Annotated in this window: 24 protein-coding genes; 10 read left to right on the plus strand and 14 right to left on the minus strand. The window is 35.7% G+C overall.

Features of this window, described 5'->3' with window-relative positions:
- Window positions 1-179 precede the first annotated feature (179 nt).
- The 8 genes from ABH968_RS21545 to ABH968_RS21580 form a co-directional block, all read right to left on the minus strand.
- Window positions 180-566: an Rrf2 family transcriptional regulator gene (locus ABH968_RS21545; protein ID WP_370047302.1), complete on the minus strand. Its 387-nt coding sequence runs from the start codon at window positions 564-566 to the stop codon at window positions 180-182.
- 124 nt (window positions 567-690) lie between these two features.
- Entirely contained in the window at window positions 691-969 is a 279-nt protein-coding gene (locus tag ABH968_RS21550) for a DinB family protein (protein WP_370047385.1), read from the minus strand.
- 864 nt (window positions 970-1,833) lie between these two features.
- Complete coding sequence (locus ABH968_RS21555) at window positions 1,834-2,679, minus strand: CPBP family intramembrane glutamic endopeptidase (RefSeq protein WP_370047304.1); 846 nt, start codon at window positions 2,677-2,679, stop codon at window positions 1,834-1,836.
- Window positions 2,680-2,850: 171 nt separating this feature from the next.
- On the minus strand, window positions 2,851-3,483 hold the full coding sequence (locus tag ABH968_RS21560) for an NDxxF motif lipoprotein (RefSeq protein WP_370047305.1): 633 nt from the start codon (window positions 3,481-3,483) through the stop codon (window positions 2,851-2,853).
- Window positions 3,484-3,765: 282 nt separating this feature from the next.
- Window positions 3,766-4,560: a MerR family transcriptional regulator gene (locus tag ABH968_RS21565; protein ID WP_370047307.1), complete on the minus strand. Its 795-nt coding sequence runs from the start codon at window positions 4,558-4,560 to the stop codon at window positions 3,766-3,768.
- Window positions 4,561-4,804: 244 nt separating this feature from the next.
- Window positions 4,805-5,095, minus strand: coding sequence for a GNAT family N-acetyltransferase (locus tag ABH968_RS21570; protein WP_370047309.1), 291 nt, complete (start codon window positions 5,093-5,095; stop codon window positions 4,805-4,807).
- Window positions 5,082-5,450, minus strand: coding sequence for a hypothetical protein (locus tag ABH968_RS21575; protein WP_370047310.1), 369 nt, complete (start codon window positions 5,448-5,450; stop codon window positions 5,082-5,084). The genes ABH968_RS21570 and ABH968_RS21575 overlap by 14 nt, the downstream gene beginning before the upstream one ends.
- Window positions 5,451-5,854: 404 nt before the next feature.
- Window positions 5,855-6,733, minus strand: a complete 879-nt coding sequence (locus ABH968_RS21580; protein WP_370047311.1) for a LysR family transcriptional regulator — start codon at window positions 6,731-6,733, stop codon at window positions 5,855-5,857.
- Window positions 6,734-6,872: 139 nt separating this feature from the next.
- Between ABH968_RS21580 and ABH968_RS21585 the strand changes: the two genes are divergently transcribed.
- Both ABH968_RS21585 and ABH968_RS21590 read left to right on the plus strand, forming a co-directional pair.
- On the plus strand, window positions 6,873-7,637 hold the full coding sequence (locus ABH968_RS21585) for an NAD-dependent epimerase/dehydratase family protein (RefSeq protein WP_370047313.1): 765 nt from the start codon (window positions 6,873-6,875) through the stop codon (window positions 7,635-7,637).
- A 743-nt stretch (window positions 7,638-8,380) separates the two neighbouring features.
- On the plus strand, window positions 8,381-8,509 hold the full coding sequence (locus tag ABH968_RS21590; protein WP_370047315.1) for a hypothetical protein: 129 nt from the start codon (window positions 8,381-8,383) through the stop codon (window positions 8,507-8,509).
- Window positions 8,510-8,825: 316 nt separating this feature from the next.
- On the opposite strand, the gene ABH968_RS21595 is transcribed toward ABH968_RS21590, so the two are convergent.
- A complete protein-coding gene (locus ABH968_RS21595; protein WP_370047317.1) occupies window positions 8,826-9,710 on the minus strand; it encodes a LysR family transcriptional regulator in 885 nt (294 codons plus the stop codon).
- Between the two features lie 134 nt (window positions 9,711-9,844).
- Here ABH968_RS21595 and ABH968_RS21600 point away from each other — a divergent pair, with 134 nt between their 5' ends.
- The 3 genes from ABH968_RS21600 (at window position 9,845) to ABH968_RS21610 (ending at window position 13,046) form a co-directional block, all read left to right on the plus strand.
- Window positions 9,845-10,858: an alpha/beta fold hydrolase gene (locus ABH968_RS21600; protein WP_370047319.1), complete on the plus strand. Its 1,014-nt coding sequence runs from the start codon at window positions 9,845-9,847 to the stop codon at window positions 10,856-10,858.
- Between the two features lie 194 nt (window positions 10,859-11,052).
- Window positions 11,053-11,880, plus strand: a complete 828-nt coding sequence (locus ABH968_RS21605) for a MerR family transcriptional regulator (RefSeq protein WP_370047320.1) — start codon at window positions 11,053-11,055, stop codon at window positions 11,878-11,880.
- Entirely contained in the window at window positions 11,877-13,046 is a 1,170-nt protein-coding gene (locus ABH968_RS21610) for an MFS transporter (protein ID WP_370047322.1), read from the plus strand. Before ABH968_RS21605 ends, ABH968_RS21610 begins: the two co-directional genes overlap by 4 nt.
- A gap of 98 nt (window positions 13,047-13,144) precedes the next feature.
- On the opposite strand, the gene ABH968_RS21615 is transcribed toward ABH968_RS21610, so the two are convergent.
- The 3 genes from ABH968_RS21615 to ABH968_RS21625 all read right to left on the minus strand — a co-directional run bounded on the left by ABH968_RS21615 (window position 13,145) and on the right by ABH968_RS21625 (window position 17,407).
- Window positions 13,145-14,554 carry an alpha/beta hydrolase family protein gene (locus tag ABH968_RS21615; RefSeq protein ID WP_370047324.1) on the minus strand — a complete coding sequence of 470 codons (1,410 nt, stop codon included), beginning with the start codon at window positions 14,552-14,554 and terminating at the stop codon, window positions 13,145-13,147.
- A gap of 142 nt (window positions 14,555-14,696) precedes the next feature.
- The gene (locus ABH968_RS21620; protein ID WP_370047326.1) at window positions 14,697-15,746 is read right to left on the minus strand and encodes a serine hydrolase domain-containing protein; all 1,050 of its coding nucleotides are present in this window, start codon (window positions 15,744-15,746) and stop codon (window positions 14,697-14,699) included.
- A gap of 11 nt (window positions 15,747-15,757) precedes the next feature.
- Window positions 15,758-17,407, minus strand: a complete 1,650-nt coding sequence (locus ABH968_RS21625) for a M20/M25/M40 family metallo-hydrolase (RefSeq protein WP_370047328.1) — start codon at window positions 17,405-17,407, stop codon at window positions 15,758-15,760.
- Between the two features lie 230 nt (window positions 17,408-17,637).
- On the opposite strand from ABH968_RS21625, the gene ABH968_RS21630 reads away from it, so the two are divergent.
- Window positions 17,638-18,267 (plus strand): TetR/AcrR family transcriptional regulator, encoded by a 630-nt coding sequence (locus ABH968_RS21630; protein ID WP_370047329.1) that lies wholly within the window; start codon window positions 17,638-17,640, stop codon window positions 18,265-18,267.
- 488 nt (window positions 18,268-18,755) lie between these two features.
- Window positions 18,756-19,949, plus strand: a complete 1,194-nt coding sequence (locus ABH968_RS21635) for a macrolide family glycosyltransferase (RefSeq protein ID WP_370047331.1) — start codon at window positions 18,756-18,758, stop codon at window positions 19,947-19,949.
- Between the two features lie 183 nt (window positions 19,950-20,132).
- On the opposite strand, the gene ABH968_RS21640 is transcribed toward ABH968_RS21635, so the two are convergent.
- Complete coding sequence (locus ABH968_RS21640; protein ID WP_370047333.1) at window positions 20,133-20,582, minus strand: VOC family protein; 450 nt, start codon at window positions 20,580-20,582, stop codon at window positions 20,133-20,135.
- A gap of 296 nt (window positions 20,583-20,878) precedes the next feature.
- On the opposite strand from ABH968_RS21640, the gene ABH968_RS21645 reads away from it, so the two are divergent.
- Window positions 20,879-21,817: a helix-turn-helix transcriptional regulator gene (locus tag ABH968_RS21645; RefSeq protein WP_370047334.1), complete on the plus strand. Its 939-nt coding sequence runs from the start codon at window positions 20,879-20,881 to the stop codon at window positions 21,815-21,817.
- 140 nt (window positions 21,818-21,957) lie between these two features.
- Here ABH968_RS21645 and ABH968_RS21650 read toward each other — a convergent pair whose 3' ends face one another.
- The gene (locus ABH968_RS21650; RefSeq protein ID WP_370047336.1) at window positions 21,958-23,619 is read right to left on the minus strand and encodes a M28 family peptidase; all 1,662 of its coding nucleotides are present in this window, start codon (window positions 23,617-23,619) and stop codon (window positions 21,958-21,960) included.
- Between the two features lie 483 nt (window positions 23,620-24,102).
- Here ABH968_RS21650 and ABH968_RS21655 point away from each other — a divergent pair, with 483 nt between their 5' ends.
- Window positions 24,103-25,185, plus strand: coding sequence for a helix-turn-helix transcriptional regulator (locus ABH968_RS21655; protein ID WP_370047386.1), 1,083 nt, complete (start codon window positions 24,103-24,105; stop codon window positions 25,183-25,185).
- A 226-nt stretch (window positions 25,186-25,411) separates the two neighbouring features.
- The gene (locus ABH968_RS21660; protein ID WP_370047338.1) at window positions 25,412-25,933 is read left to right on the plus strand and encodes a GrpB family protein; all 522 of its coding nucleotides are present in this window, start codon (window positions 25,412-25,414) and stop codon (window positions 25,931-25,933) included.
- Window positions 25,934-25,992 lie beyond the last annotated feature (59 nt).

The following is a 25,992-nucleotide window of genomic DNA, read 5'->3' on the forward strand; positions in this document are numbered from 1 at the left end:
AGTACATGTTATTTCGCATTACAACATGCCGCCTAGCTCAAATTAAAGTTTAAAAATAAAATGATTCTTAGCTATTAGAAGTAAGAAATTAAGTTCAGAGTCGTTTCGATATCATAGTCTTAAAAGACTTTTTATATCTCTAATTGTTCAAAAAATAATGGTGGACTATAAATCCACTACTATTTTTTCACAAGATCCGATATTTTTTTATTTCTTAACTCATTCTCCAGTGTTTCCTCTGCAGATAGCATTACTTCTTTTATTACACACTTAGGATCGTCATATAAACAACAATCAAACAAAGACGATTTGCCTTCAATTGCATGTATTATATCTAAAAATGAAATATCGCCCCAATTATGGCTAAGTGTATAGCCACCATTGGCACCCGATACAGAGTTAATCATTCCCTCTTTTACTAACTTAGTGAGGATTTTAGACAAATACGTAGGAGATACATTTTGCATTTCCGCTAATTGTTGGACACCAACTGGTTTATTTGGTGCTTCCTTTGCAAGAAAAAGTATTGTGTGTAGTGCATAATTTGTAGCTTTAGAATATTTCATAATCGTTATTCACCTCAATTAGAGACTTTACATATCTATAATAGCATCGAATATTATTTATTTCAATATTTGTGTCTTCATTATGATTTTGAGGTGAGAATCAACCATCTTCTAAAAATAGCGACTAACTTTGTCTCTTTAAAATGGTAAGCATCTGAAAAATCTGTCCTCTATGATGTGACTCATGTTCAAGGAGATGGTAAATAACCCACTCAGGTGTGACATCGTAATGTGGGAGATTTCTGGATGTACGCCAATCCTCTAAGTCCATTGAACGAAAATGGAAAAGCAGTTCATCACGCACACATTGTAGACGATGTAAATGTTCATCTAAGGTTTGTCCCTCTATATGGCTCAATGTGTCATCCTCATTACGGTCTTCTTGAGAAAATAAGGCACGGATCTTTGGATTCCATTTACCGCCAAGAACCTCTTCATAGAGCCAGTCTGCCTCAAATCAATTATGCCTCGGCATAATTGTGTCCGGATTCGGCTTTGTGCTTGCACAAAGAACTCCTTTCCGATTCCGTGACATCCGCCGGAGGCTTTAACTTCTTTCAGCGGGTGTACAAACATCCGATGAAAGAAGTTAAAGCGATATGATATAATAATGATCCTATTGAGTGACCGTTTAGTTTGGCATCAAGCTGTTCCTGACTTATTTCTGATATTTTTTCTAAAAGCGCGTTCGCCGAACATCTTCCAAACACCATATCCATCGACCAATCTCTGTTTCAAAATCTGATAAGGTGACGACAACCAAATTTTTTCTCTTCATCTATTTCTCCTCCGTATTCCTCAAAATTTGCCCGTTTTTTAGCAGTAACTCTGTTGAAGTTCTGCTTTTTACTACTTGCGCTTACATGTTTATGGCGGAGCTCTTTCTTCTGTAAGAAACAGCAGTTACCGGAACTAATGACCTTAGCGACATTCTGATGACTGCTACTAAAAAAATAATATAATCGATTCATTTCTTTTAATTTTACGATTCCATTGATAAAAATCATAGTGTAGAAAGGTATATAAATAATCTATAATCAAAGATAAATTCAAGTTGTCTTGTTAAGAAAAAAGAAGGTGCGAAATATTATAGTTTTGGGATGATATTAAGTATTGTAACTTTGTTATGCATTGAATCTGGGGTAAAAGCTCATCTGACGTTTTCATTGAAAACGTTCATTATCATATTATTCCTTGCACCTTGTTATTATTTTTTTAATAACTTGTTTCGAGATTTTAATGAAGCAGGTTTACGGATGAAAGGAATTTATTTTGTAGTATCAATGGTCGAATGCTCTCCATGAATAACGTTTTCACCTTCTTTTCCATACAATACGTTCTTTGGATTGATGACGATGAGTAAAACTGCCACCACTAAATAAAGAATTGCGTTATACATGAGTAAATCAATTAATTTCCCGTTTATTAAGCCCATAAAAAAATTAAAGAATTGGTGGATAATGATTGGGACGATTAAATTTTGATTTAAATTATGAAATGCTGTCATGACGATCTTAGTAGACATGATTGCAATCATAAAGAGTAGAATATATTTGATTAAATCAATGCCCACAAGCCCTGTAGTAAACCATATGGGTAGATGCCACATCCCCCACCAAAACCCTATAATGATCGAAGCTTTTAATGGCGAATGCTTCTTTTGGAGCTCCATTTGAGCGAAACCTCTCCACCCTAATTCTTCTCCTAATGGCCCAGATAGAAGGTGATTAAAAAAGTAATAGATTAGCATTCCCCATGAAGAAACAGTTAAAATTGATTCTACTTCACTAGTATTAGATACAATAAACAAAATCATCAAAAATATGAAAGCTTGAATCATAATTGCAATAAAAATCACAGAAAACTTAAGTTTATTCTTGAATTTATCTTTTACAAATTGGATCAAACTTTGCCCAGGATAGATTTTTTTAAATAATATTGCAAAAGCAAAGGTTGAGGACCAAGCTGATATACAGAGCATGATATCAAAAATCCATTTAGGTAATCCTAATATGGTTATGGCTCCTACAAGACAAAAAAGTGGCAAAAAAATGATATTGGTTAGGAGAATAAAACTTGCCACTGGTTTTTTTAGTTTCTTTTCTCTATACATGCATATTCCCCGCTTCACACTAAGTTTTCGTAAAAATAATAATATTTAAGAATACCTTTAGCTTAAACCTAGGGGTAACTCACAGGTCAATACATTTACACCTCAAAATTCGGCGAAAGAAAAAATAAAAAATACCCTTTAAAGACTTAAAGGGTAATTAAAATATTTATTCTATTCATCGAAATATGTAGTTTTAATTTTTTTCTTGTCCAAAAAATTTTCGATTTTTAATTGTTGTCTTCCGTTCGCTTTAGTAAAATGCTCTGAGGCAAAATTTGATATATCTGTCAAGCTAGCATTTTCGACCATTCCAGCAACTTCATCTTCAATTTGTGTTAAAGTTTCTCTGATAGATGAAACAAATTCATAGATTGTCTTTGAAGGTTCTTTATAATCATCAGGGATATTATTATTACTAATAAAATCATTGAAATTCGCATCATTCTTTTTCCCTACAGCTATTAATGTATGTAATTTTTCCTGATCGGATTTAGTAGCATCCTCATAAAGATAAATAATATTTTCCATTTCTTTATCTATTACATGACTATAATCCATATACTTTTTTATACTTGCTTTCATTTCATCTTCACTAATATTTTCATTCTTTTTATTAGAAACAAATATATCGTCAGGAATTTTAACAGGTACATTGCTAACAGATTTTTCATTGCTTTCTTTATTGCTTTCTTCGTTAGGCGCTGTATCGTGTGAACAAGCATACATCAATACAATTGTGAACGCCATTAATAGATATAAAGTAAATCTTTTCATATTAATCTCCTTTTCAATCCATCTAGTCATTAATTTCACCCTTTCTTATAATACGCTTTCTTCTCGAAGCGTCTCTACTTCCTCATGTGCAGTGAACGAACCATTTTACAATAAAATGATTTGATCTAAAATAGTCTCCACATTATATACACTTCGCGTCACAGTGTACTAGTTAAATAGTACACTATGACTTTTAATTTCGCAATCATTATATTCAAATAAAAGGAAGACCCCCTAAATAAAGGGCTCTCCCTTGATGAAATTAAGTTGAATAAAGTATGCCTCTTCAGCAAAGCGAGGAAATAATAAGTTTCACTTGATAGGTGCATAAATCTCTAGAAATACACGTTCAAGTCCGTCTTCATAAGTGGTCAGTAATAGGTTTATATAAACTCGTCCCAAAAGTTCATACCCTTTTTCTAATGCTATGTTTCTTAAACTCGCTTCCACGTGTTGATCAATATTTTTTCCGCCAGTTGACCATCTTCCATCTTCAATAATTGTATAAATACATTTTGGATGGGATAAGGTTTCACCGTCTATTTCTCCATCAGAGTCTTCCACTTTTCTTACAATGATAAACTTATCTTCTATAATAGCTTCTTCATTGAAGCTGATGACTCTTCTTAAAGATGTGAGCGTAACTGCTTTTTTTAAGCTGTCCGCATTCTTTTTTAAAGTGTCATATTCTTCATAAGCAGTAAAATGTTCTATTTCTCCCTTTATTTCTAAAGGTTTCATTTCCTTAACTATGTACTTTCCTAAGAATTGTTTGATTTTCTTACAATCTTCTTTTACTATTTGAATCTTTTTCAATAAAAGCTTTTTATATTCTATTTCCAGTAAAACCTCTTGTTCTTTTTCTTCTAATAATGATTGAATTCCATCAATACTCTTACTTTTTCTTAATTCCTGGATTTTTTTAATTTCAATATCAATTTCTCTATAGAAATTTACTGTTGTAATATCATAAATATCAAAATGATTATATTTTCTATATCCATTCTCTATATTTTGTTTCGGCTTTACTAATTCCTTTTCCTCATAAAATTTCAAGGTATCTCTAGATACACCTAAAAAATTAGCTACTTGCCCAATTGTGTACATTTTAGTCTCCTTATTATTGCAAATTCTTTATTTTATCTATAATACCTTATAATACCACCGTTTTTTTTGAATAGGTGAATGCCATATGTTCGTAAATTAGTAGATGATGACTGTTTATATGGATCAGAATTTCGTATAGGCGAAAGGATTTCTTAAATTAAAAACCGATTTTTTCTTAGCATAGAAAAAATCGGTTTTTAATTTAATTGTAAGAACGAGCGTAATAAATAGAAACCACTCCTATCTACTCGGACTTTCCGACAGTGCAGTTAGGGGAAATTACATCCCACTTACCAAGCACCGTCAAGCCAGCTGCTTTAGCTAAGACTGTTGAAGCTTCGTTATCGAGCTGGCATCTATACTGCGGTTCGTATCCCTGCTCATAAGCGTACTTGCAGATTGAACGTACCACTTTGCGAGCATGACCTTTTCCTCTAAAAGGTGATAGAGTCAGTACACCGAGATCCGCAATTTGCACATCTTCTTCCCAAGGATACATGCTGGAAGCACAGACCAAGCGATCATGCTGCATCATCTCGTTCTGTTAATTGGCGCAATGTACCTTCCAGGTCTTCTTGCAGCAAGATGTTCTTTTCTGCTTCTGAAAAATAAAAAAGATAATCTGCGCCATGCATTGTGACTGCTGCTTCATTTAATTTCTGGCGGAAGATCAGCTCAGACAGTTCTTGTCCTTTAGTAAGGTCTAACTTTTCGGCCATCTCAGGCATTAAGACTACCAAAACCTGGCCGTCAGTAGTTTCCAGCACCATGAACCGCCTGTCTTCGCTTAGGTCAGGGTTGATGGTAACCGTACAGTTTTCATCGTTGTAGATAACGTCTCCGTTTAAAAATTGCGACTTCCAATAGTCAGTTATCGTTTGTGAAAACATACTCATTCCCCCTATAATTGAAATTCTATTTAAAAATACCACATTTACCCTTTTTTCTAACCTTTTTGTTTTTCTAACTTTTTCCATATTCGATTTACCCAATTCTAGTAAACATTTACTTCAAAATTGTAATTATTTAATCATTCTCTCGCATTCTTTATTTTTCGGCTAAGCTTTTTTTCGCGAATTTTACCTTAAAAAGACACTTAGGACGAATTAGTAGTATTATAAAGCTTCACATCGTGCGAAGCTCAAGTTTTTAAAAGTGTAAAAAAATGCCCAAAGAAGATTTTGAAAGAATCTTCAAAGAATAGTTTTTGAAAAATGGTAAAATAAAAGCCTTGCAACACTTTTTATGTAACAAGACTTGTTAAAGTTGATTCATTTTTAATAAAGATATTTAATTAAAGCCCCGCATTTTTTATCCATTTCTCCGTTATCTCTGCGAATTTTTTAACTGCTGGTGAAATAGGCGTTCTGATGGCTAATCCAATCGTTCGAGTTTGCTCTAATTCAAGTGGTATGACCTTTATGGTATCCAATCCTTTAGGGATGATCATTTCCGGTAAAATGCTAATACCTAAATTATTTTCAACCATAGAAAAAATAGAATTTTCGTTCATATTCTCGAATCGAATATTTGGCTGGATATTGTTCTCTTTAAAAAATAGTTGTATATCGTCAAAGCACTGATAAGTTGGCATGATGAAAGGAGCATTTTCTATATCTTCCACCGATAGATGTTTGTTGCTATGTAAAGGTGATTGCTCTGATACTACACATAAAAGTGGCTCAGTCTTTAACTTTACAATATCGAATGAATGTAAAGAGGTAGTTTTGTTATTAACAAAACCACAATCCACTTCACTATCTAGTAACCATTTTTCTATCTCTGCATAATTTCCTTCTATTAGTTGTATTTCTATATCAGGATATTGCTTCTCCATTTCTTTGATAATATAAGGAATCCAGTTTGTAGATATACTACTAAATACCCCTACCTTTACCGTCCCTTTATTCAATCCGTTAATAGCGTTTACTTCCTGCTTTAACATATCGTTATAATATAGAATCTCTCGAATCGTGATTAATAGATCCTTCCCATTTTGAGTTAGCTTAATTGCAGAGTTGTTACGAATAAATAAAGGAAAGTTAAACTCTTTTTCTAAACTTGTAATGGCATGGCTTACAGCAGATTGCGTTAATCCTAATTCCTCCGCGGTTTTCGTAAAGCTATTTACCTCTGCTGCTTTACTAAAAATTTCATACTTTACTAAACTCATCGTCGACACCCCCAAGAATTTTTTTCATGTACTTCATTATAATTATTCGCTGTATTAATGACAAACATATACTTATAATCAGAACAAGCTTAGCTAAAACACTGTTTTTATTTAATAAAAACGTAAAGGAGCGTTTATCATGGTACAGAAAATTTTAATTACAGGAGCTGCTGGAAAGATTGGTCAACAGATAACCAATACTTTAATGAAGCAAACAAGCTATCAATTAAGATTGGCAGACATTAATTTATTTCCATTAGAAAAATTTAAAAAGTCGCCAGATCATGAAGTTACATATCTAGATGTTTCTAGCTTAGAAGATTGTCAGGAAGCTTGTAAAAACATAGATATTGTTATTCATTTAGCAGGAAATCCTTCTCCAGATGCAGATTTTTATACATCTTTATTAGAGAGTCATATCAAAGGTTCATACAATATATTTAAAGCCGCATCGGATAACGGTGTAACTAGAGTCATAGCTGCTTCAAGTGCTCAAACTGTTGAAGGATATCCACTAGACTTTCAAGTGACCGATTCTTCACCTATTAGACCAAAGAATATGTATGGGGTTAGCAAATGTTTTGTGGAAGCACTTGCATCGTATTTCGCTTATGAGAAACAATTACAAAGTGTCGCTATCCGTATTGGTGCTTATGACGATTACAAACCTGAGGGTCAGCCACTTTCAGCTCGAGACATGAGTGCGTATATAAGTCCAGAAGATTTTAGTGACCTTCTTCTAAAAACGATTTCAGCTAAAAACCTGCCTCCCTTTTCAATCTTACATGGTCTATCTGATAATCGTTTTAAACGTTTAAATATTGAAGAAACAAAAAGATTAGTAGGATATACTCCGTATTCAGATGCGTTTAAATTGAGCGGAATTCAATTTTTTGACCGTTAAACGTTGCATACACAAAGCACATATCAATTATGCCGAGGCATAATTGCGTCCGGAGGCTTTGGGCCAACAGATGTTTTTGCGCGAAAGCGAAGCGACAGCGGCAGATGTTTTTTGTGCGAAAGCGCAGTGCTAACGTAGCGGCAGCAACATGATGTTGGTCACTCGGTCGTGTGTTGCTGTCGCTGCAGAGGTCAGCCCCTTTCAGCTCGAGACATGAGTACTGATGTAAGGCAGAAGACTTTAGTGACCTTCTCCTCATCTGTTTCTAGTTTTGAGAAGCAAGAAATGGAATCCATATTTCGATGAAAATTTAAATGTTTATATTTTAATATAAATATTGAAAATATGTATAGGAAATAAAGTGAAACATCAATCAGTGGGGGGTTCCTCCCCCCATTGATTGTTAGTTGAACCGATCGGGCTTTTACGGGTAATTGATCTCCCACTTATATTTTTTGTTTCACTTAAATCTTGAAGTGGGAGTCTTACAGCCCGTTAATGCGGGATAAAAATGACTCAGATTGCGAACACAGAGATCATTAACCAAAGATTTTATACTAAGGAACTTCCGTGATAGGATTTCTGCTAAAAACCTGCCTTTTTTCTATCTTACGTGGAATTTTTAATAAATGTATTAAACATTTAAATACTGAAAAAACATAAGATTGGTAGGATACATATCGAATTCAGCTTGTTTACCGTTAGACAATACATACAAAGCACATTTAAAAGGAGAATTTTCAGTGAAGAGCCTAACAAAAAACGCTAAAAAGGAAAAGATTATTCAGTCAAAACAGATAGAAAATAAAAAGAAAAAAACTTATAAAGACTACTGGAACGAAATTATTAAAGCTCTTATTGCTACCAAGTAAATCTTTAATAATATATTAAATTGATATTAATAACGCCCACAGCATATATGCCAAATTTAATGCCAAGAGAATTTCAGGTAAGTTTTCTGAATTTCCCTATAACCCATTGACGTTTTTGAGGTAGCAATCATCTCAAATTCTATCATGAACTAATTTCAACATCGAGCCTACTCACTTCCGAAAAAAGGTCGATTCAAGGTTTTAAATGAACTCCGATTCGACCTTTCCCACTTCTATCCGATTTAACTATGGTGCGGTGGTATGAATCGTTTGCGCCCGTAAATTCGGGGATATTAAATATGCTATTAACTAGACTCTATTTTAGTACACTTCTTGCCAATTCGATAAAGACCTTCATTGATGGTGAAATCCATTTCTCTTGATGCCACAGCATTTGAGTAGCAAATCGTATTTCCGATAAATCCCAAGGTAAAGCAATCAGTTCTCCCCGCTCCAGCTCTCCCTTTATCGCCATTTCAGGTAGTAAGGCAATGCCGAGACCAACCATTGTGCATTGTTTAATGGCCTCTACACTATTAAACTCCAGTTCGGTCAAGCTATCGGCCCCTTTTCTCAATAACGTGCGATAGAAGAAAGTCCGATAAGAGCAACCTTTTTCACTTAATAGAATTTGCTCTCTATTAAAATCTTCTATGCTTAATGTAGAGCGTGTCGCAAGTGAATGGTCGGGTGAAACTACCATTAGAAAAGGTTCGTCCAATAAAATCTCTGTATGAAGATCCGTAGATACGACAGGTTCATCCAGCATAAAGACCACATCAACATTTCCTTCTCTCAGACTTTGTTTCAAATGGTGACTAGACAAGGGCCTAAACAAAAGACGAACGTGCGGATATCGTTCGCGAAAAAGCCGGAGCAATGCAGGTAGCCGGTATGTACAGAGCACTTCGTCTGCACCGATTATAACCGTACCAGTTAATTCTCCGCTTTGACTTGAGACATACCGAGCCTCCTCTATATCATTTAAAATTTTGTTGGCATAGGGTAACAATTGCTGGCCTGCATCTGTTAATACGACACTCTTGCCTAAGCGATCCAGCAGCTTGACCCCCAATTCTTCCTCTAAAGCCTTAATTTGCATGGTTACAGTAGACGGAACATAGTTCAATACTTCGGCAGTACGGCTAAAACTGCGTGTGGAAGCAAGCGTCCAAAATGTTTTAAGTTGGCGGATTTCCAATGAGACAGCACCTCTTCATTCAAAAAAATTGAACGTTATGGTCAAAAACGTTTCGTTGATTTGATGGTAGCAGTATCGTAGAGTAAAAATCAAGCTTCAACACCAAATCTTGTATAACGAAGGAGAATCACATAATGAAAGATTACGAAATTTATTCACTGGGAGATGTCGTGCTGCAATCGGGCGAAAAGTTGCCTCAAGCCTTTCTTGCCTATAAAACCTATGGAACTTTAAATTCCACCAAGTCAAATGTAATTGTCTACCCTACTTGGTTTGCTGGTCAACACACTGATAATGAGTGGTTGATTGGACCTGGTAAAGCTCTCGATCCAGACAAATATTTTATTATTGTGCCTAATATGTTGGGGAATGGTCTTTCTTCCTCCCCAAGCAACACACCAGCCCCTTTTGACAGAGCAAATTTCCCGCTCATTACGATTCATGATAATGTCCGGCTACAACATCAGCTCGTAACCGAGAAATTTGGAATTACGAAGATTGCTCTAGTCGTTGGCTGGTCGCTCGGGGCGCTGCAAACCTTTCAATGGGGAACAAGTTATCCTGAGATGGTCGAGCGGATTGCACCGTTTGGCGGAACAGCAAAGACTAGGCCACATGCACAAGTTGTTTTTGAGGGGCTCATCGCAGCATTGCAAGCGGACTCAAATTGGAAGGAAGGCTATTATGACAGTCAGCCAGCAGCAGGACTTGCCGCGATGGGACGCGTCTATGCTCCTTGGGGATTTTCTCAGGCTTATTATTTGGAGCAGCTCTATCAGGTGGAGGGATACTCGACGTTAAAGGCATATCTGGAAGACTATTGGGATCAAGTGTTCCTTATCTTTGATGCCAACGACTTAATTGCTATGCTCCGTACAGGGATCAACGGGGATATTAGTGCCAATCCTCAAGACAACAAAAATTTTGAACAGGCATTAAACAAGATCACTGCTCATGCTCTTGTTATGCCAGGATCGACTGATCTGTTCTTTCCTCCTGAGGATAATGCATATGAAGTGAAATATATGCCTAATGCTATTTATCAGCCAATCAAATCTAAGTGGGGACATTGCTTTGGAATCGGACAAAACGAACAGGATTCTCTCGTGATAGACAACCAACTGAAACACTTTTTACAGTTGGGGTGAGTGACTTTACGCACAGCTAGAGCGAAGAACTAAATATTGGATCTTCTCCAAAGTAGCACGTTTTGAGACTCCGTTTTACTCTATAGAGCCGATTGCACATCGGAAAGTTCGCGAAAATTTGACTGAGCGCTTGACTTTATAGCCGACTAGAGGGTGTATACTCATTCCGAAATAGAAGAAAAGAAGGTGAAGAATTGTTTAAAATCAGCGAATTTTCCAGGCTAAGCAGAATTCCGCTACAAACCCTGCGCTATTACGATCAGCTCGGAATCTTAAAGCCTGCCAAAATCGATGAATCGACCGGGTATCGGTACTACTCCGCCGAACAGCTGCTAGTGATTAATCAGATTGTTATTTTTAAAGAATTGGGGTTTACACTACAGCAAATCGGGCATCTGCTCCAAGAAGATATATCCGCTGAACAGATTCGTGGCATGCTAAGACTTAAAGAAAGTGAAATCGAGCGATTGCTTGATGTCGAAAGGTCCAAGCTTACCCAGGTTAAAGAACGAATACAGCTTGTGGAGCGCGAAGGTAGGATGGATAAAGAACAGGAAGTTGTTATGAAGCGCGTTGAAGACATGCACATGGTTACTTATGTTTCTACTGGTACAGTTGACGATATCCCATTTCTCTTCGAAGTCTTCGAAGGACTTCTCGATAGGAACTCTAGATCTTCTTTATCTGGTCCTCAAATGGTGCTATGGGACGTACCCAGCAGTACGGTGCATGCCTTTGAGCTAGAGGTCGGCTATACCGTGAAACCAGTCACCTCTAAGCTTCCCGAGCATCTTAATCTACGTTTCCTCCCCTCGGAGACAGTAGCCACGCTATTATTCCGTTCGGATTCAGCGTTTTCGGAGACCGCATGCATAGATCTTGCTACATGGATCGAACGCAACGGCTACCGCATTCGAAGCGACCGACCTGGAAGAGAAATCTATGTGCCACTTTCAGGGGAACCGGGTACTTGCCTTATCGAAATCCAAATTCCTATTGAAGAAAGAGAGAATCGTCTATGAGTAATAAATGGGTTGTAAATTTACTTGCTCTGGCAGTGTTTCTTATTGGAACAATTGAGTACATTATAAGTGGAATCCTCCATATGGTAGCAGCAGATCTTGGAATTACAACATCTTCTGCGGGAGCGCTCGTTACGGCGTTCGCCCTGTCCGCTGCGATTGGGGCCCCCGTCGTGATTGCGGCAACCATCCAGGTGGATCGTAAAAAAATACTGTTAATCATGCTCGGTATTTTTATTCTGAGTAGCTTCCTAGTCTATTTCAGCCCTTCTTTTGAAATGATATTGGTGGCGCGAGTGATTCAAGGCCTCAGCGGGGGTGCTGCTACTGTTATTGCAATGGCCGTGGCGACTCGTTTGGTCGAAGTACAAAATCGAGGCCGAGCCATCGGTACTATTTTGATGGGTTTAAGCAGTTCTCTTGTTCTCGGTGTACCTGCAGGCACGTTTTTAAGCGAAGTTATTGGTTGGAGAACTTTATTCATCCTCATAGGGATGCTAACATTGATTCCGTTGCTGGTAGTCTTCGCCAGAGTCCCGTCTATTACCGAGCATAAAACTATTACACTCGGAATGCAGCTGTCAATTTTGAAAGACAAAAAGATTGTGCTTGCGCTTGCTACTACACTGCTCTATATAGGAGGATACTCAACGCTGTTTACTTATATTACTCCATACTTACAAGCAAATGCCAAGTTGTCGGTAGCTGCGCTTTCCGGTATTCTGTTACTCTTTGGTCTTTGTAGTTTTTTCGGCTCCAAATTTGGAGGAGTGATTGCGGATACAAAAGGGCCGAAGTTCATGATCTACACTGGTCTGTCCGTCCAAGCCGGAATGCTACTGCTTGTGACTTGGGCAGACGGCTTGATTTATGCTATCATCCCGTTGATCATGATATGGATGGTGGCCACATGGGCGACCTCACCAGCACAGCAGTTGTACTTGGTTTCCTTAGTCCCACACTCACCTGATATTGCTCTTAGCGTCAACACTTCGTTTATCCAGTTCGGTTTCGCTCTTGGCTCAACTATCGGGGGGCTGGTGATCAGCAGTTTCTCCATAGGTAATCTTGGCTGGTCGGGACTCATAATGGTCTTGCTGGCGCTCCTTCTAGCAGTCCGGTTGTTTGCTTACAGTACTAAACCTGAACATGTAACAAGTAACTAAGACAAAAAAAGTCGATTCCTTTGAAAAGAAGGAAATCGGCTTTTTAGTTTTGAATTTACTTAACATACAAAATTTCGCTCCAGGCTATCCATTTTTCATCAATTTGTTTGTAAAGTAAATTCCGGGTGATCACCAATGGTTTGCTCTAATAACTTAAATGGCTGTTGTTTTAAATGGTGATTGAAGAAATCTAGTGAGTAATCGTTAATAAGGTGGTGAACACTTCGTATATTGACTCCATCCATCTTTTCATATAACGGTAAAAACGAGTAAAAATCAGAAAAACCCATATGCGTCATATTATTAATTTGAAGCCAATAATTTTTATGTTGTGCAACATCCTTATCCTTCGATAAAGTTGCTTCTATTAATCCACCGAAGTCCTCTGTACCTGTGCCCTCATCGGCAGTCATCACCATAAAGGGTTTCTTCAACTCGCCCGCGGAAACTGGACGTTTGCCATATGGAAATCCATCCATATTGATAGCTGCCTTAATTCTAGAATCCCTCATTACCATCTGAGTAGCTGTTGCTCCACCGAATGAATGACCAAACATACCTATATTTTGCATATCCATACGGCCTGTAAAACGATGGTCTGGATCAGCTTTGGCCAACTTTTCCACTTGGTCCAGTACAAATTTTGCATCTTCCACCCAAACTTCATTAGCTTCATTCCAATAAGTAACTGAATCCGAATCTTGCGGTACATAATTAGCTACTCGTCCATCTGAAAAAATAGAAACTACGCTACTGTAGGTGTGATCTATACTTACGACAATATATCCATGACTGACTAATTGTTCGATCTGAAAAGTGTTCTGATTTTTATGTCCATTAAAACCATGTGAGAAAATAAGAACAGGATAAGAGGATTCCTGATTGGATATCATCACATTCTCAATAGCATTTGTTTTGATATAGCCAAAAGTTGTAAATAATAGTTTGGGTAGATCCATCACTTTACTGTACGCCTCGGCAAATACATCCCCATCAGAGTGGTACTTAACCGTCTCACCTTCAGCCGTGGCATCAGCAGGATACCAAATTTGTACCATTAACTCTCGCTTGTCGCCAGATTCGGGTGTTAGAGTTTCTTCCCGCTGATTATCCCGCCAATCATAGGTTACTGTACCAATTTTGTACGGTCCTTTGGGCTTCTCAAAGGTGAACACTGGAAATATAATCGGTAGAGCCACTGCTACGAATGAATAAATCACAGATAGCGCAGATAGTGTAATCAGCTTTGCAGTGGATGCCTTGTTAGCTCCTCCCTCTTCAGGCTTAGATTTCAATCTGATGACTAGAATTACTAGTGGGACTACTGTCATCGTATAGGCAGGAATCATTTGCCAACGCACACCTTCAATAACCCCATGAAGCAATGTAATGATGGCGGAATTACCAAAACCAATAAGCAACAGACGCTGCGATTTGTTCTTAGCGACTATGAACCAAACGAATAGAAAAATATTGAAAACAATTAGTAATATTTCAAAAAACCTCATAATTCTATAACCGCTCTCCTTACGATTGCTAATTAAATACAACATACTTCTGTTGGGGCAGACTCAAGCCTTTGCTGGATTCCTTTCTAATCGCATTCATAAAATTCACCGAATTCTTCAAAAAAAGTTCAATAATCAATCTTTATTTTTTTGCGCTTTTTCCTATAATAATTTCTGCAATTTTCACAGCATATTCTTCACTATCAAAATCCTCATAATTACTTAATACCGCAATCGTTAAACCTTCTTCTAGGAAGCGCATAAAGTGTGAAGGATAGCCAGCCCATTGTCCTGAATGTTCCAAGTAATGACTATCAAAAGTTTCGCCAATAGACAAACCAAAAGCATAATCTTCATTATCAATAATTAGCTCACCAGCTGAAGAAGTTTTCGAACCTACCTCTCCCATTCTTTTAACAAGCTCTTTCCCACCAACAGTACCTGTTGCGAAGTTTTGTCCCCATTTTACTAAATCCTCAACATTTGTATGGACCGCTCCATCGCCCGTATGTTCCCAAGGACTTTCATAAATTTCAAATGCCCCTTGCTCATTCTTCGAATAACCACGAGCAATCGAAATATTGGTAGGATAGCCATCCACGATTGTTGTGTCATTCATGTTTAAAGGCTCAAAAATACACTTCTTCGAAAATTCGCGCAAAGATTTTCCACTAGCTTTTTCAACTACTAAAGATAATAAGAAATACCCTGTGTTACTATACTCAAATTTTGTTCCGACAGGAAAATCTGCAATTTGATAATTTTCAAGATGTTCTAGAGATTGTTCAGCAGTTAATTTATCCTTATCTGAAATTCCCTCTTTCTCAGCTAATTCCATATAATCTACTAATCCACCAGTATGATGAATTAGATGTCTTAGAGTGACAGGTTCAGCATATGCTCCTAGAGAAGGTATATAGTTTAAAATTGAATCGTCTAAACTCAGTTTACCCTCTTGTTCTAATAACAAAATGGCGAATGCTGTGAATTGTTTAGAGACGGATGCGAGATTAAAAATGGTTTTTGTTGTGATCGGTACCTTTTTTTCTATCGATTCTAAACCAACCGTACCCTTGTAAGTTACACCATCATCGAAGCTCGCAATATAAGCACAGCCTGGTTCATCTGGTGAAAGGTTGTTAACTAATTGTTGAATTGCTACATCTGTTGTTTGATTGTATGCTTTATTCATTTAAATTCACCTCATTCATCTACCATTAACCAATTCACAATTGCTATGATCGGGAATGAAATTAATGCTGTTAAAATTGCAATAACAGGTGCTATACTAAGTGTTCTTGCTACATAGATAAGATACATAATTGGCGCAAGTAATAGAATACTTGGAACTATCCATCCTGTAACTGCTACATAATGATACTTACCCTTCGCCCAATTTACTTTGGAAATAATCGGTAAAATCAACAGTACACAAATGATCGCAGGAATCGTAAATGCGTAACTAATACCTTTGAACGTAAGACTTGTTATCACAGCCAATACAATCCATAAAACTTGCGTACTCATGGCAAAATTCGCAGGACCACATTTTTTTGAAATCCACTTTGCAAAAAAGAAACAGAACACAATAGCGAGTAAGACCATCAACGTAAGAATCAACGGATCATAAGTACCAAACATAATCAATCCATCTTCATCAATTTCAATGTTAAATACTATTGATAAAAGACGAATTAGAAGGAAATAGAAAATGAAAATGGAAACAAGACTTCCAATCATCGCTAATAAACTAAGTGCAAACCCTTTAATTTGTGTCATTTGCTTTTTAAAGCTGAAGAAGAATATTGCGACTGTTAAGACAAGTAAAACAATCATCAATGGGATTACAAACTTTTCCGAATACACAATTAATGTTTTTTTCATTAATGGAAAGTAAATCGCATTACCTTTATTTTCTTCTATGGCTTGAAACTCTTTTGCGTTCATCATCATATACTTTTTCACTAAAGGAAGAGCATAGTCACCAAAGTGACGAATTGTTTCCTCATCACTACTTTCCACACGATCTATCGCTGCATGATAGGCCTCTAATCCACCCATATTAGCAAAATTATACCCTAATTTTTTTGTCTCTTTTAATTCGTCAAAATCTGTATAATTCGGCATCTTTTTATACATTTCAGAAGCAAAGGAATATGCTACAGGGTATGGAACAATCTCTTTATACAACTGCATTAACTTTAAATCATTTGAACTTGTTTCAAACAAAATCGGTACCCCTGTATTGCCTCTTGCTTCGAAATTGATCATAACGCGTACTTGGTCTAATATATCTGTTCGATCTAGTAAAGCAGTCGCTCCAAGTGTTCCTTCCTCTTCACCGTCTGTTAGCACAAAATAGATTGTATTTTTAGGTGCCGGCATTTGTTTTAATGCTCTTGCCGCCTCCATCATTGTGACAACGCCGTAACCATCATCTGCTGCTCCAGGAGTTTCTGGTGCAGAATCATAATGAGCTGTTAATAAAACCGCATTATCATCACCGGATGTCCCTTGGATTTTTGCAATAATATTTTCAACATTCTCTGCACCTATTTCTGCAGCATACTTCTCATCTATATCCTTCACTGGCTTCGATTGAATTTCGACAGGCACATCTATATTTTGAAAGTGTTTTACAATATAATCTCTTACCTTTTTATTCGCAGGAGAGCCTATTGGATGTGGCTCCTTTGCTACTTCTTTTAAATAATTAAGCGCTCGATCCGATGAAAAATCCTTTTCTGTTTCTCCCATTTCCTCTTGAGAAGGACTTAAAAATTGACTAAAACTTATAAAAAACGTTAACAATGCAAGTAATATCGCAAACACAAGTAATCTTCTTTTTTTCAACTTTTTCTCCCCTTATTCATCTACTTACTTAAAACTGAATTTTATAGCTAGCTAGGCATAATATATATTTTCATTTATTTTCCAATATACTCTAAAGAATAATTGGCTCAACAAATAAAACTAACCGAACGGTCAAGTAAATTGTACTTAAAACTAACCGAACGGTCAAGAACTTTGATTTGTGATATAATGATTAAAATGTGACAACCATTCTCTTAGGAGGTACGTTAATGATAGATGGAAGAGAAAAAAAGGGAAATAAAACAAAAGAGGCATTACTAAATGCTACTATATCTTTAATAGCAGAAAATGGTTTAGAGGCGCTAAGTGCTAACAGCATTGCAAAGAAGGCAAATGTCAGTAAAGCAAGTGTATTTCATCACTTCGGTTCTATGGAGTCCATCCAACAAGAAGCTTTTATTTATTCTGATGTCCTCATGAATGATGCATTAGCAAAAATTTATAATGAGTCGATAGAAACAGATTCTTTTTCTGATATTATGATAAAATATTTTCTTTTTTTTATTGATGAACAGAATAAAGAATACTTAATTTTGATTAATGTTCAAATGCAATTTTTAGTGAAAGCATCCTACGATCAAGAGTTTGAAGACCTTATCTTTAGTAAAGACTCAGAAAAAACACCGTTTGATTTATTTGAGCTTTTATTAAATGATTTTTATGGTGATAAACTAACCCCTTCTGACATTGAACTAGTAGATGATTTAATAGTAACTTATATAAATGGATTTGCGACTTTTTTAATCTCTACGACAGACAAGAAATGGCTCCTTTCATTGTGGAAAGAACAAATTAAAATGACCGAAATCTATATTCAAACACTCATAGACAAGAAATAATTCAAAGGAAAAATACAAAAGTTCTTTCCATTCTAACTGACATTTTTAGATAAAAACGAATCTATTCATACATGTATTGATAGATTCGTACTTTATTTATATTTTCAAAATTTTTTTAATATTACATCATGTCCACCTTCATAAAAAGCACAACGAATATCAAAACCCATTTTTCTTTCTTCAATATAAAGAACAATATGATTCAAAATATGATTGATTGGATTGAAGAGCATTTGTTTAAGAGGTCTTCTTTGATAAGACTAAGTGAAGAAATGGGCTATTCTTTCTATTATTGTTCCCTATCAATTATGCCTCGGCATAATGGCGTCCGGAATCGGCTTTGTGCTTGGCTGTTTACCTAAAAAGATAAATACTTAAACTTGCTAAAAGATCTCACGGTGCTTTACCATAGTTAAGCAATGATATGTGACAGTATCCATTACTCTTACACAATCTTGAATAATATCTTTACCGAAGGAGTGGTAGAATTGACACGTGTTTTATTTATTAATGGTGGATCAGAAGGACATATCAATCCAACTATCGGCGTTGTACAGGAGTTAATTTCGCGAGGAGAAGAGGTCGTGTTCTTTACGATAGAAGCTTTTCGAGAGCGTATTGAGAAGACGGGAGCGACTGTGCGCACGTTTGACGGTCAAAAATTTATAAAAGCCTTTATTTCAGGTGGAAGAAATCATTTACTTGAGAGAGTCAACGGACTTTTACTTACTGCAGATATCGTCATACCTAGCGTTCTTGAACAGATTAAAGGAGAGCATTTTGATTACATCATCCACGATTCTATGTTTGGTTGTGGCCATTTACTTGCCAAAATCCTAAAACTTCCGTCAATCAATTCATGTACATCTTTTGCACAGACTAAACTATCATTCGATAGAACAATAGAACATCTTTCAAAAAATGTCCCTACTGAAGTTTTAAAAAAGATCAATGATGATTTTCAACACCTGACAACAAAAATTAAAGAAAAATATGATATTGAAATCAATTCTCCATATGAAGTTTTTTGTAATCCCGCACCGCTTACAATCGTTTATACAACTAGGGAATTTCAACCTTTTGGAGAAACATTTGACCAATCCTATAAATTTGTAGGTCCATCCATCTCTTCACGCTTAACGCAAGAAGACTTCGACCTTACAGCACTCAAAGAAAAAAGCCCCATTTACATTTCACTCGGTACTGTCTTAAATCAAGCCATCGATTTCTATAAGCTGTGTTTTAAGGCTTTCGGGAATACTGAGCATACTGTTGTCATGTCTATTGGGGGACAAACTCAACTAAGTGAATTGGGAGAGATTCCTGAAAACTTCATTGTAAAAACTTATGTTCCACAAACTGAGTTGCTAAAATATACAAAATTATTTATCACACATGGTGGAATGAACAGTACAAATGAAGCTCTCTATAACGGGGTTCCGCTAATCGCAATCCCACTAAGTGCGGATCAGCCAGTAATTGCAGAGCAAGTTACCAACATCGGAGCAGGTATTCAATTACAAATGCAAACCTTGACGGCAAGTCAATTAAATGAAACTGCCGATCATGTGTTAAACAACCCTTCCATCCATAAAGCTGTTGCAAATATTAAAGAATCCTTCCAAAAATCAGGTGGGTATCACAAAGCTGTTGATGAGATTTTTAAATTTAAATGTCAATAAGGTATTTAAAAGCTGCCATTATTGGTGGCTTTTTTTTGGTACTGTATCTTCGACTTTATTGAAGTAATGGAGTGGGACTTTTTAAAGAAATATTTTTACGTAGATCAAAAAAGCTGGGTAAACATCCCCAGCTTTTCTGCACATATTTAGTTAAAAGAACAGCGACAAACAATATATCATTTGTTAATGTAATCTATCATCAAACATTAATTGTATTTGAATACCAAACGGATCTTCGATTATACCGTATGCTTTGCTAAAAACATTATTTGATAACGGAACAATGATTCTCACTCTCTTATCTGTCGTTAAGCTTTTGTAAAAATGTTCGATTTCTTCTAAATCCGCACTTTGAATACACAATGAGGTGTTATTCCCTACTACATATTTTTCAGTGACATCCATTGTATCTTCTGCCAACATTACCTTTGTTTTACCGATTGCTAAAACGGAGTGAGTAATATAATGTTTATTCTCTTCAGTAAGCTGCAGCGAGCTGTCACGTCTTGCCATATCTTTATAGGTAACAAGTAACAATTCCTCAGCGTTAAAATGTTTTTTGTAAAAATCGACCGCTTCTTTTGCTTTTCCTTTCATGGATAAGAAAATAGCTACTTCTAGTGTTGTACTCATGGTATCAATCTCCTTTAATAAAATGATTGTAGGTAGATATCTTATCAATTGATATTACCTTGACCTTATTTTAAGATGTAAAGGTATCAAAACATGACACCTTTATCTTCATTCAGAAGAACCCCCCACATCTGAAGGTGGTGAGATGAATGAGGATGTGGTTCCTTTTCACCCACGTACTGAATGAAGATAAAGCCTCCGGCGGATGTCACGGATTTTGAAAGGAATGAATTGTACAGGCACAATTCTAAATCCGGACGCAATTACGCTAAGGCGAAATTGATAAGGAGATTTATATGAAGAAATCCGAAAGATTAAATGACATGATAAGATACTTAAACAGTCGAGAGTACTTTAATTTAAATGATTTAATGGCTAAATACAATATTTCTAAAAGTACGGCTCTACGTGATATTAGTTCATTAGAACAATTAGGTATGCCTATTTTTTCGGAGCATGGCAGACATGGACGTTATGGTATCTTAAAAAATAGATTGTTATCCCCTATTATTTTTACGATTGATGAAGTGTATGCTCTGTACTTTGCCATGCTAACGTTAGAATCTTATCAATCAACACCATTTCATTTAAGTGTTCATAAATTAAATGAGAAGTTTGAAAACTGTCTGTCTAACAATCAAATACTGCAGATTCACAAAATGAAAAAAGTCTTGCAGTTTGAAGTAAATCAACATAATAATGTTAGTCGTTTTTTAGATAAAATTTTAATGAGCATTCTTAATGAAAGCACCTGTAAGATTCAATATTTAAAAAATGACGAGCAAAAAAGCTACCATGTTCAATTTTTCAAAATTTCTGCTAGGTTTGGACAATGGTATGCCACTGGAATAGAGTTCAATACACATAAATATAGAGTTTTTAGATCTGACAGAATAATCTTTATGGAAGAGGAAGAACTTACTCCCCACTTCTCTATAGATGAACTTATTAGTCGTTCATTAGAAATTTACCAATCCGAGAAGAGGATTAACTTTGAAGTTGAGATTTTAGCACAAGCAAAGGATTTATTTTATAAAGAACAATATCCCTCAATGACATTAGTAATTGGTAATAAAACAGTCATTAATGGATTTTATAATCCTGGAGAAGAGGCATTTATCGCTAACTATTTTATGAGGTTCGGTCATAGTGTTATCTCAGTGAAACCTGAATCATTAAAACAAATTATTCAGGATAAAGTAGAGAACCTATTCAATCACTATCAAAAATTATAATTTAACATGTAAGTCAACAATGTAATTTGTGGGGTTTTCCAGCTGAGTAACTACTATGCATTAGCAATCAATGATTTTGCTCAGACAAAGTAAAGGAGAAAAACGAAGTCGCTTTTCTCCTCTTTTTTTATAAAACTCGGCTATGCTTCATTATCATCAACCATTAACCAATTCACAATTGCTACTATTGGGAATGTAATGATTGCCGTTAGAATGACTAATAGAGGTGCTATACTAATTGTTAGTGCAACATACATCAGATACATAATTGGTGCAAGTAATAAAATACTTGGGACTACCCATCCGGCAACCACTACATAATGATACACAGCCTTCGCCCAATTTAATTTTAATACGATTGGTAAAACCAACAGCAAACTAATGATCGCTGGAATCGTAAATGCGTAACTAACACCTTTGAACGTAAGACTAGTTATCACAGCCAATACAATCCATAAAACTTGCGTACTCATCGCGAAATTCATAGTACCGTATTTTTTCGAAATCCACTTCGTAAAAAAGAAACTGAACACAACTGCGAGTAAGACTAACAAAGTAAGAATTGTCGGATCATAAGTACCAAACATAACCATACTATATTCATTTATTTCACCGTAAAATACGATAGTTAAAAGACGTATTAGAAGGAAATAGAAGATAAAAATGGCAACAAGACTACCTAGCATCGCAAAAAAACTTAAAGCAAAACCCTTAATCTGTATCACTTGCTTTTTAAAGCTGTAGAAAAATATTGCAGCTGTTAGGATAAGTAAAACAACCATTAACGGGATGACTACCTTTTGTGAGTATACGATTAATGTTTTTTTCATTAATGGGAAGTAAATTGCATCACTTTTACTTTCCTCTATGATTTGAAACTCTTTCGCATCCATCATCATATACTTTTTCACTAAAGGAAAAACATAGCTCCCAAAGTGACGAATTGTTCCCTCGTCACTATTTTCCACACGATCTGTTTCAGCATGATATGCCTCTAATCCATTCATATTCGCAAAATTATAGCCTAATTTTTTTGTCACTTTTAATTCGGTAAAATCCGTATCGTTTGGCATTCTTTTATACATTTCAGAAGCAAATGAGTATGCTACGGGGTATGGAACGGCCTTTTTATACAATTGCACTAACTTTAAATCATTTGAACTCGTTTCAAATAAAATTGGTACCCCTGCATTTCCTCTTGCTTCGAAATTAAACATTACGCTTACTTTATTCAAAACATCCGTTCGATCTTTAAAAGCCCTCGCTCCAAATAAACCTGGCTCCTCACCGTCTGTTAGCACAAAATAGATTGTGTTTTTAGGTGCCGGCATTTGTTTTAACGCTCTTGCTGTCTCCATAATTGTGACAACGCCGTAGCCATCATCTGACGCTCCAGGAGCCTCAGTTACAGAATCATAATGAGCTGTTAATAAAATTGCATTGTCATCTCCTGATGTCCCCGGGATTTTCGCAATAATATTTTCAACAGTCTCTGCACCTAATTCCGCAGCATACTTCTCATCTTTAACATCCTTAACTGGCGTCGATTGAATTTCAACAGGCACATCTAAATTTTGAAAGTATTTGACAATATAATCTCTGACCTTTTTATTCGCAGGAGAGCCCATTGGATGCGGTTCCTTTGCAACTTCTTTTAAATAATCAAGAGCTCGATCTGATGAAAAATCCTTTTCAGTTCCCCCCATTTCTTCTGTAGAAGGACTTAAAAATTGACTAAAACTTATAAATAGCGTTAACAATCCTAGTAATATCGCAAAAATAAGCAGTTTTCTTTTTTTCACCTATTACTCTCCTTATTCTTTTTACTTAATACCGAATTTCATGGCACCTAGACATATCATATGTTTTATTTTTAATTTATTTTCCAATCATCCAATTTCATTCTAAATCTCTTATGGACAAAAAATAATTCAATTTACAAAAAGGAAATTAATAAACATCTCCATTGAAACAAGGGTTGGGAAGAAATCACCTAGAGAGTATACTAAAAAGATAAACAAAAGAAGCCTTTCAAATTAGTTGAAGGTTGGCAAACAATAAATTTCTTCACCATATTTCCCCATAACTTTTAAAATCCTAACTAGCATTTTGAGATAATAAAAGAAAACATTAATGCATGTATTGGGAACAGAAATCAACCCTACGTTATGGTGATGAACCATACATACCTTATCGTTGAATCCAGTTCGATTCATTCAAAAGCACAACGAATATCAAAACCCCTTTTAATTCTTCACTATAATTAAAACCAGGAGTGATGCATGATGAACAATATGATTCAAGATATGATTGATTGGATTGAAGAGCATCTGTTTGAGGGGTTTTCCCTAATAAAACTAAGTGAAGCAATGGGCTATTCTTCTTATTACTGTTCCTTTAAATTTCATCAAATAACAGGCATTAGCATCAAACGATATATGACCCTTAGAAAAACCTATCTTTCTTCAATCAGTCTTAGTGAAACAGATGAAAGGATCATTGAAATAGCGATCAAACATGGCTACTCGTCCCAAGAAGCATTTTCCCGAGCTTTCAAGGAGATATTTGGAGTTAGTCCCAATGCCTTTCGTTTGTGTCCTGAACCATTGCAAACATATGTAAAACTCACTATGAATGAAGCGAGGGGTTATTATATGGACATTTCAAAAAAATTAAGAATTGAAGATTTACAAAAGCATGTGGATAAACATTTTGATCACGAAGTATTGAATATTTTAAATGGACAAATGATGTACGAAGAATTCAATTCTCAACAATTAATGGGAAAAAGCGATTACGCACCTTTTAATGAAGCGATGTGTGTACACGACAGCGTTAAAAAAATTTTTAGCGACTCATTTAAACAAATTCGAGCAACAGGCCATCAAGTCTCACTTGCGGATTACGAAGCTATTACAGTTACACCACTTGAAAAGACCTTATTTTCAAAAGAATATCAATGTATCGTTCTTTGGTTTGGTGAAGATATGTTTTGTCAGATGAATTTAATAACCGTGTTAGCTTATTTAGAACAAACATCATTCAAAGGCACTATTTACTATCATGCGGTGAGAGAGCAAACATATGATGTGAAAGAAACTGAAATAACATTAGGCAGCTATTATGAAATATATAAAGCAGTGTTAGTAGAACACCGTATGCCAGATGTAGAATTGATGCCGGTTATGTATCAAGGAATCAAATTGTATTTAGAACTTTTGCAAAACGACAACGAAATTACAAAATATATTCAAACACATCAACATCTATCTCACCATGAAATCGTTCGAAACTTACTGCACCTCTTCCCTCAATATGGTTTAGGGGATTCTCAATATTTAGAATTAATTAAAGCAACACAAAAATAAAAATTGAGCGTTGCTTTCCTCCCCTTTAGAAGTGGTGAAGAGTTGCCATAAACTCTTCATCGCTCATTTTAACAGCACGAAAAAACGAATCTCCTGCTTTGAAGAGAAAATTAAAACATTTTTTGTTTTCAAACAGCATCATTGACAATGCATTAGATTTTTTATATTCTGTAATAATGCATAAAATTTGTAAAGTATCATGAAAATAAAGAATGAGGTGTATTGAATGAGAATTATAAAAGTTGTAGATTATAACCACAATTGGAGCAGCGACTATCAGAAAGAGGAACGTTCTATTAGGGCTATCCTTCAAGAAGAATTGGTGAATAGTTTTCATATTGGAAGTACATCAGTTCCAGGTCTAAAAGCAAAACCAATTATTGATATTTTACTAGTCGTCAATGATATTCATAAATTGGATTCATTTTCCGAACAATTTCAAGAGATTGGATACGAAGTTAAGGGCGAATTCGGGATAACTGGAAGAAGATATTTCCGTAAAGGTGGCGATCATCGCACACATCAAATTCACGCTTTTCAATATAACAACATTGAAGAAATAGAAAGACATTTAGCATTTAGGGATTACCTTCGAGAGCATCCCGAAGTTTGTAGGCAGTATGGAGAAATAAAGAGCCAACTTGCCAAGCAGTATCCAAATGATATTGATGGCTATTGCGACGGGAAAGACGATTTTGTTAAAAACGTTGAAAAAGATGCTATTAAGTGGTATTGGACTGTTCGTTAATATTAATGTTCATTTAGTGGCTGTCCTTGAAAGCCCTCTTTACTATATAATAAGGATTT

It is taken from the genome of Lysinibacillus sp. RC79, assembly GCF_041262405.1.
In the GTDB taxonomy this organism is placed as follows: domain Bacteria; phylum Bacillota; class Bacilli; order Bacillales_A; family Planococcaceae; genus Lysinibacillus.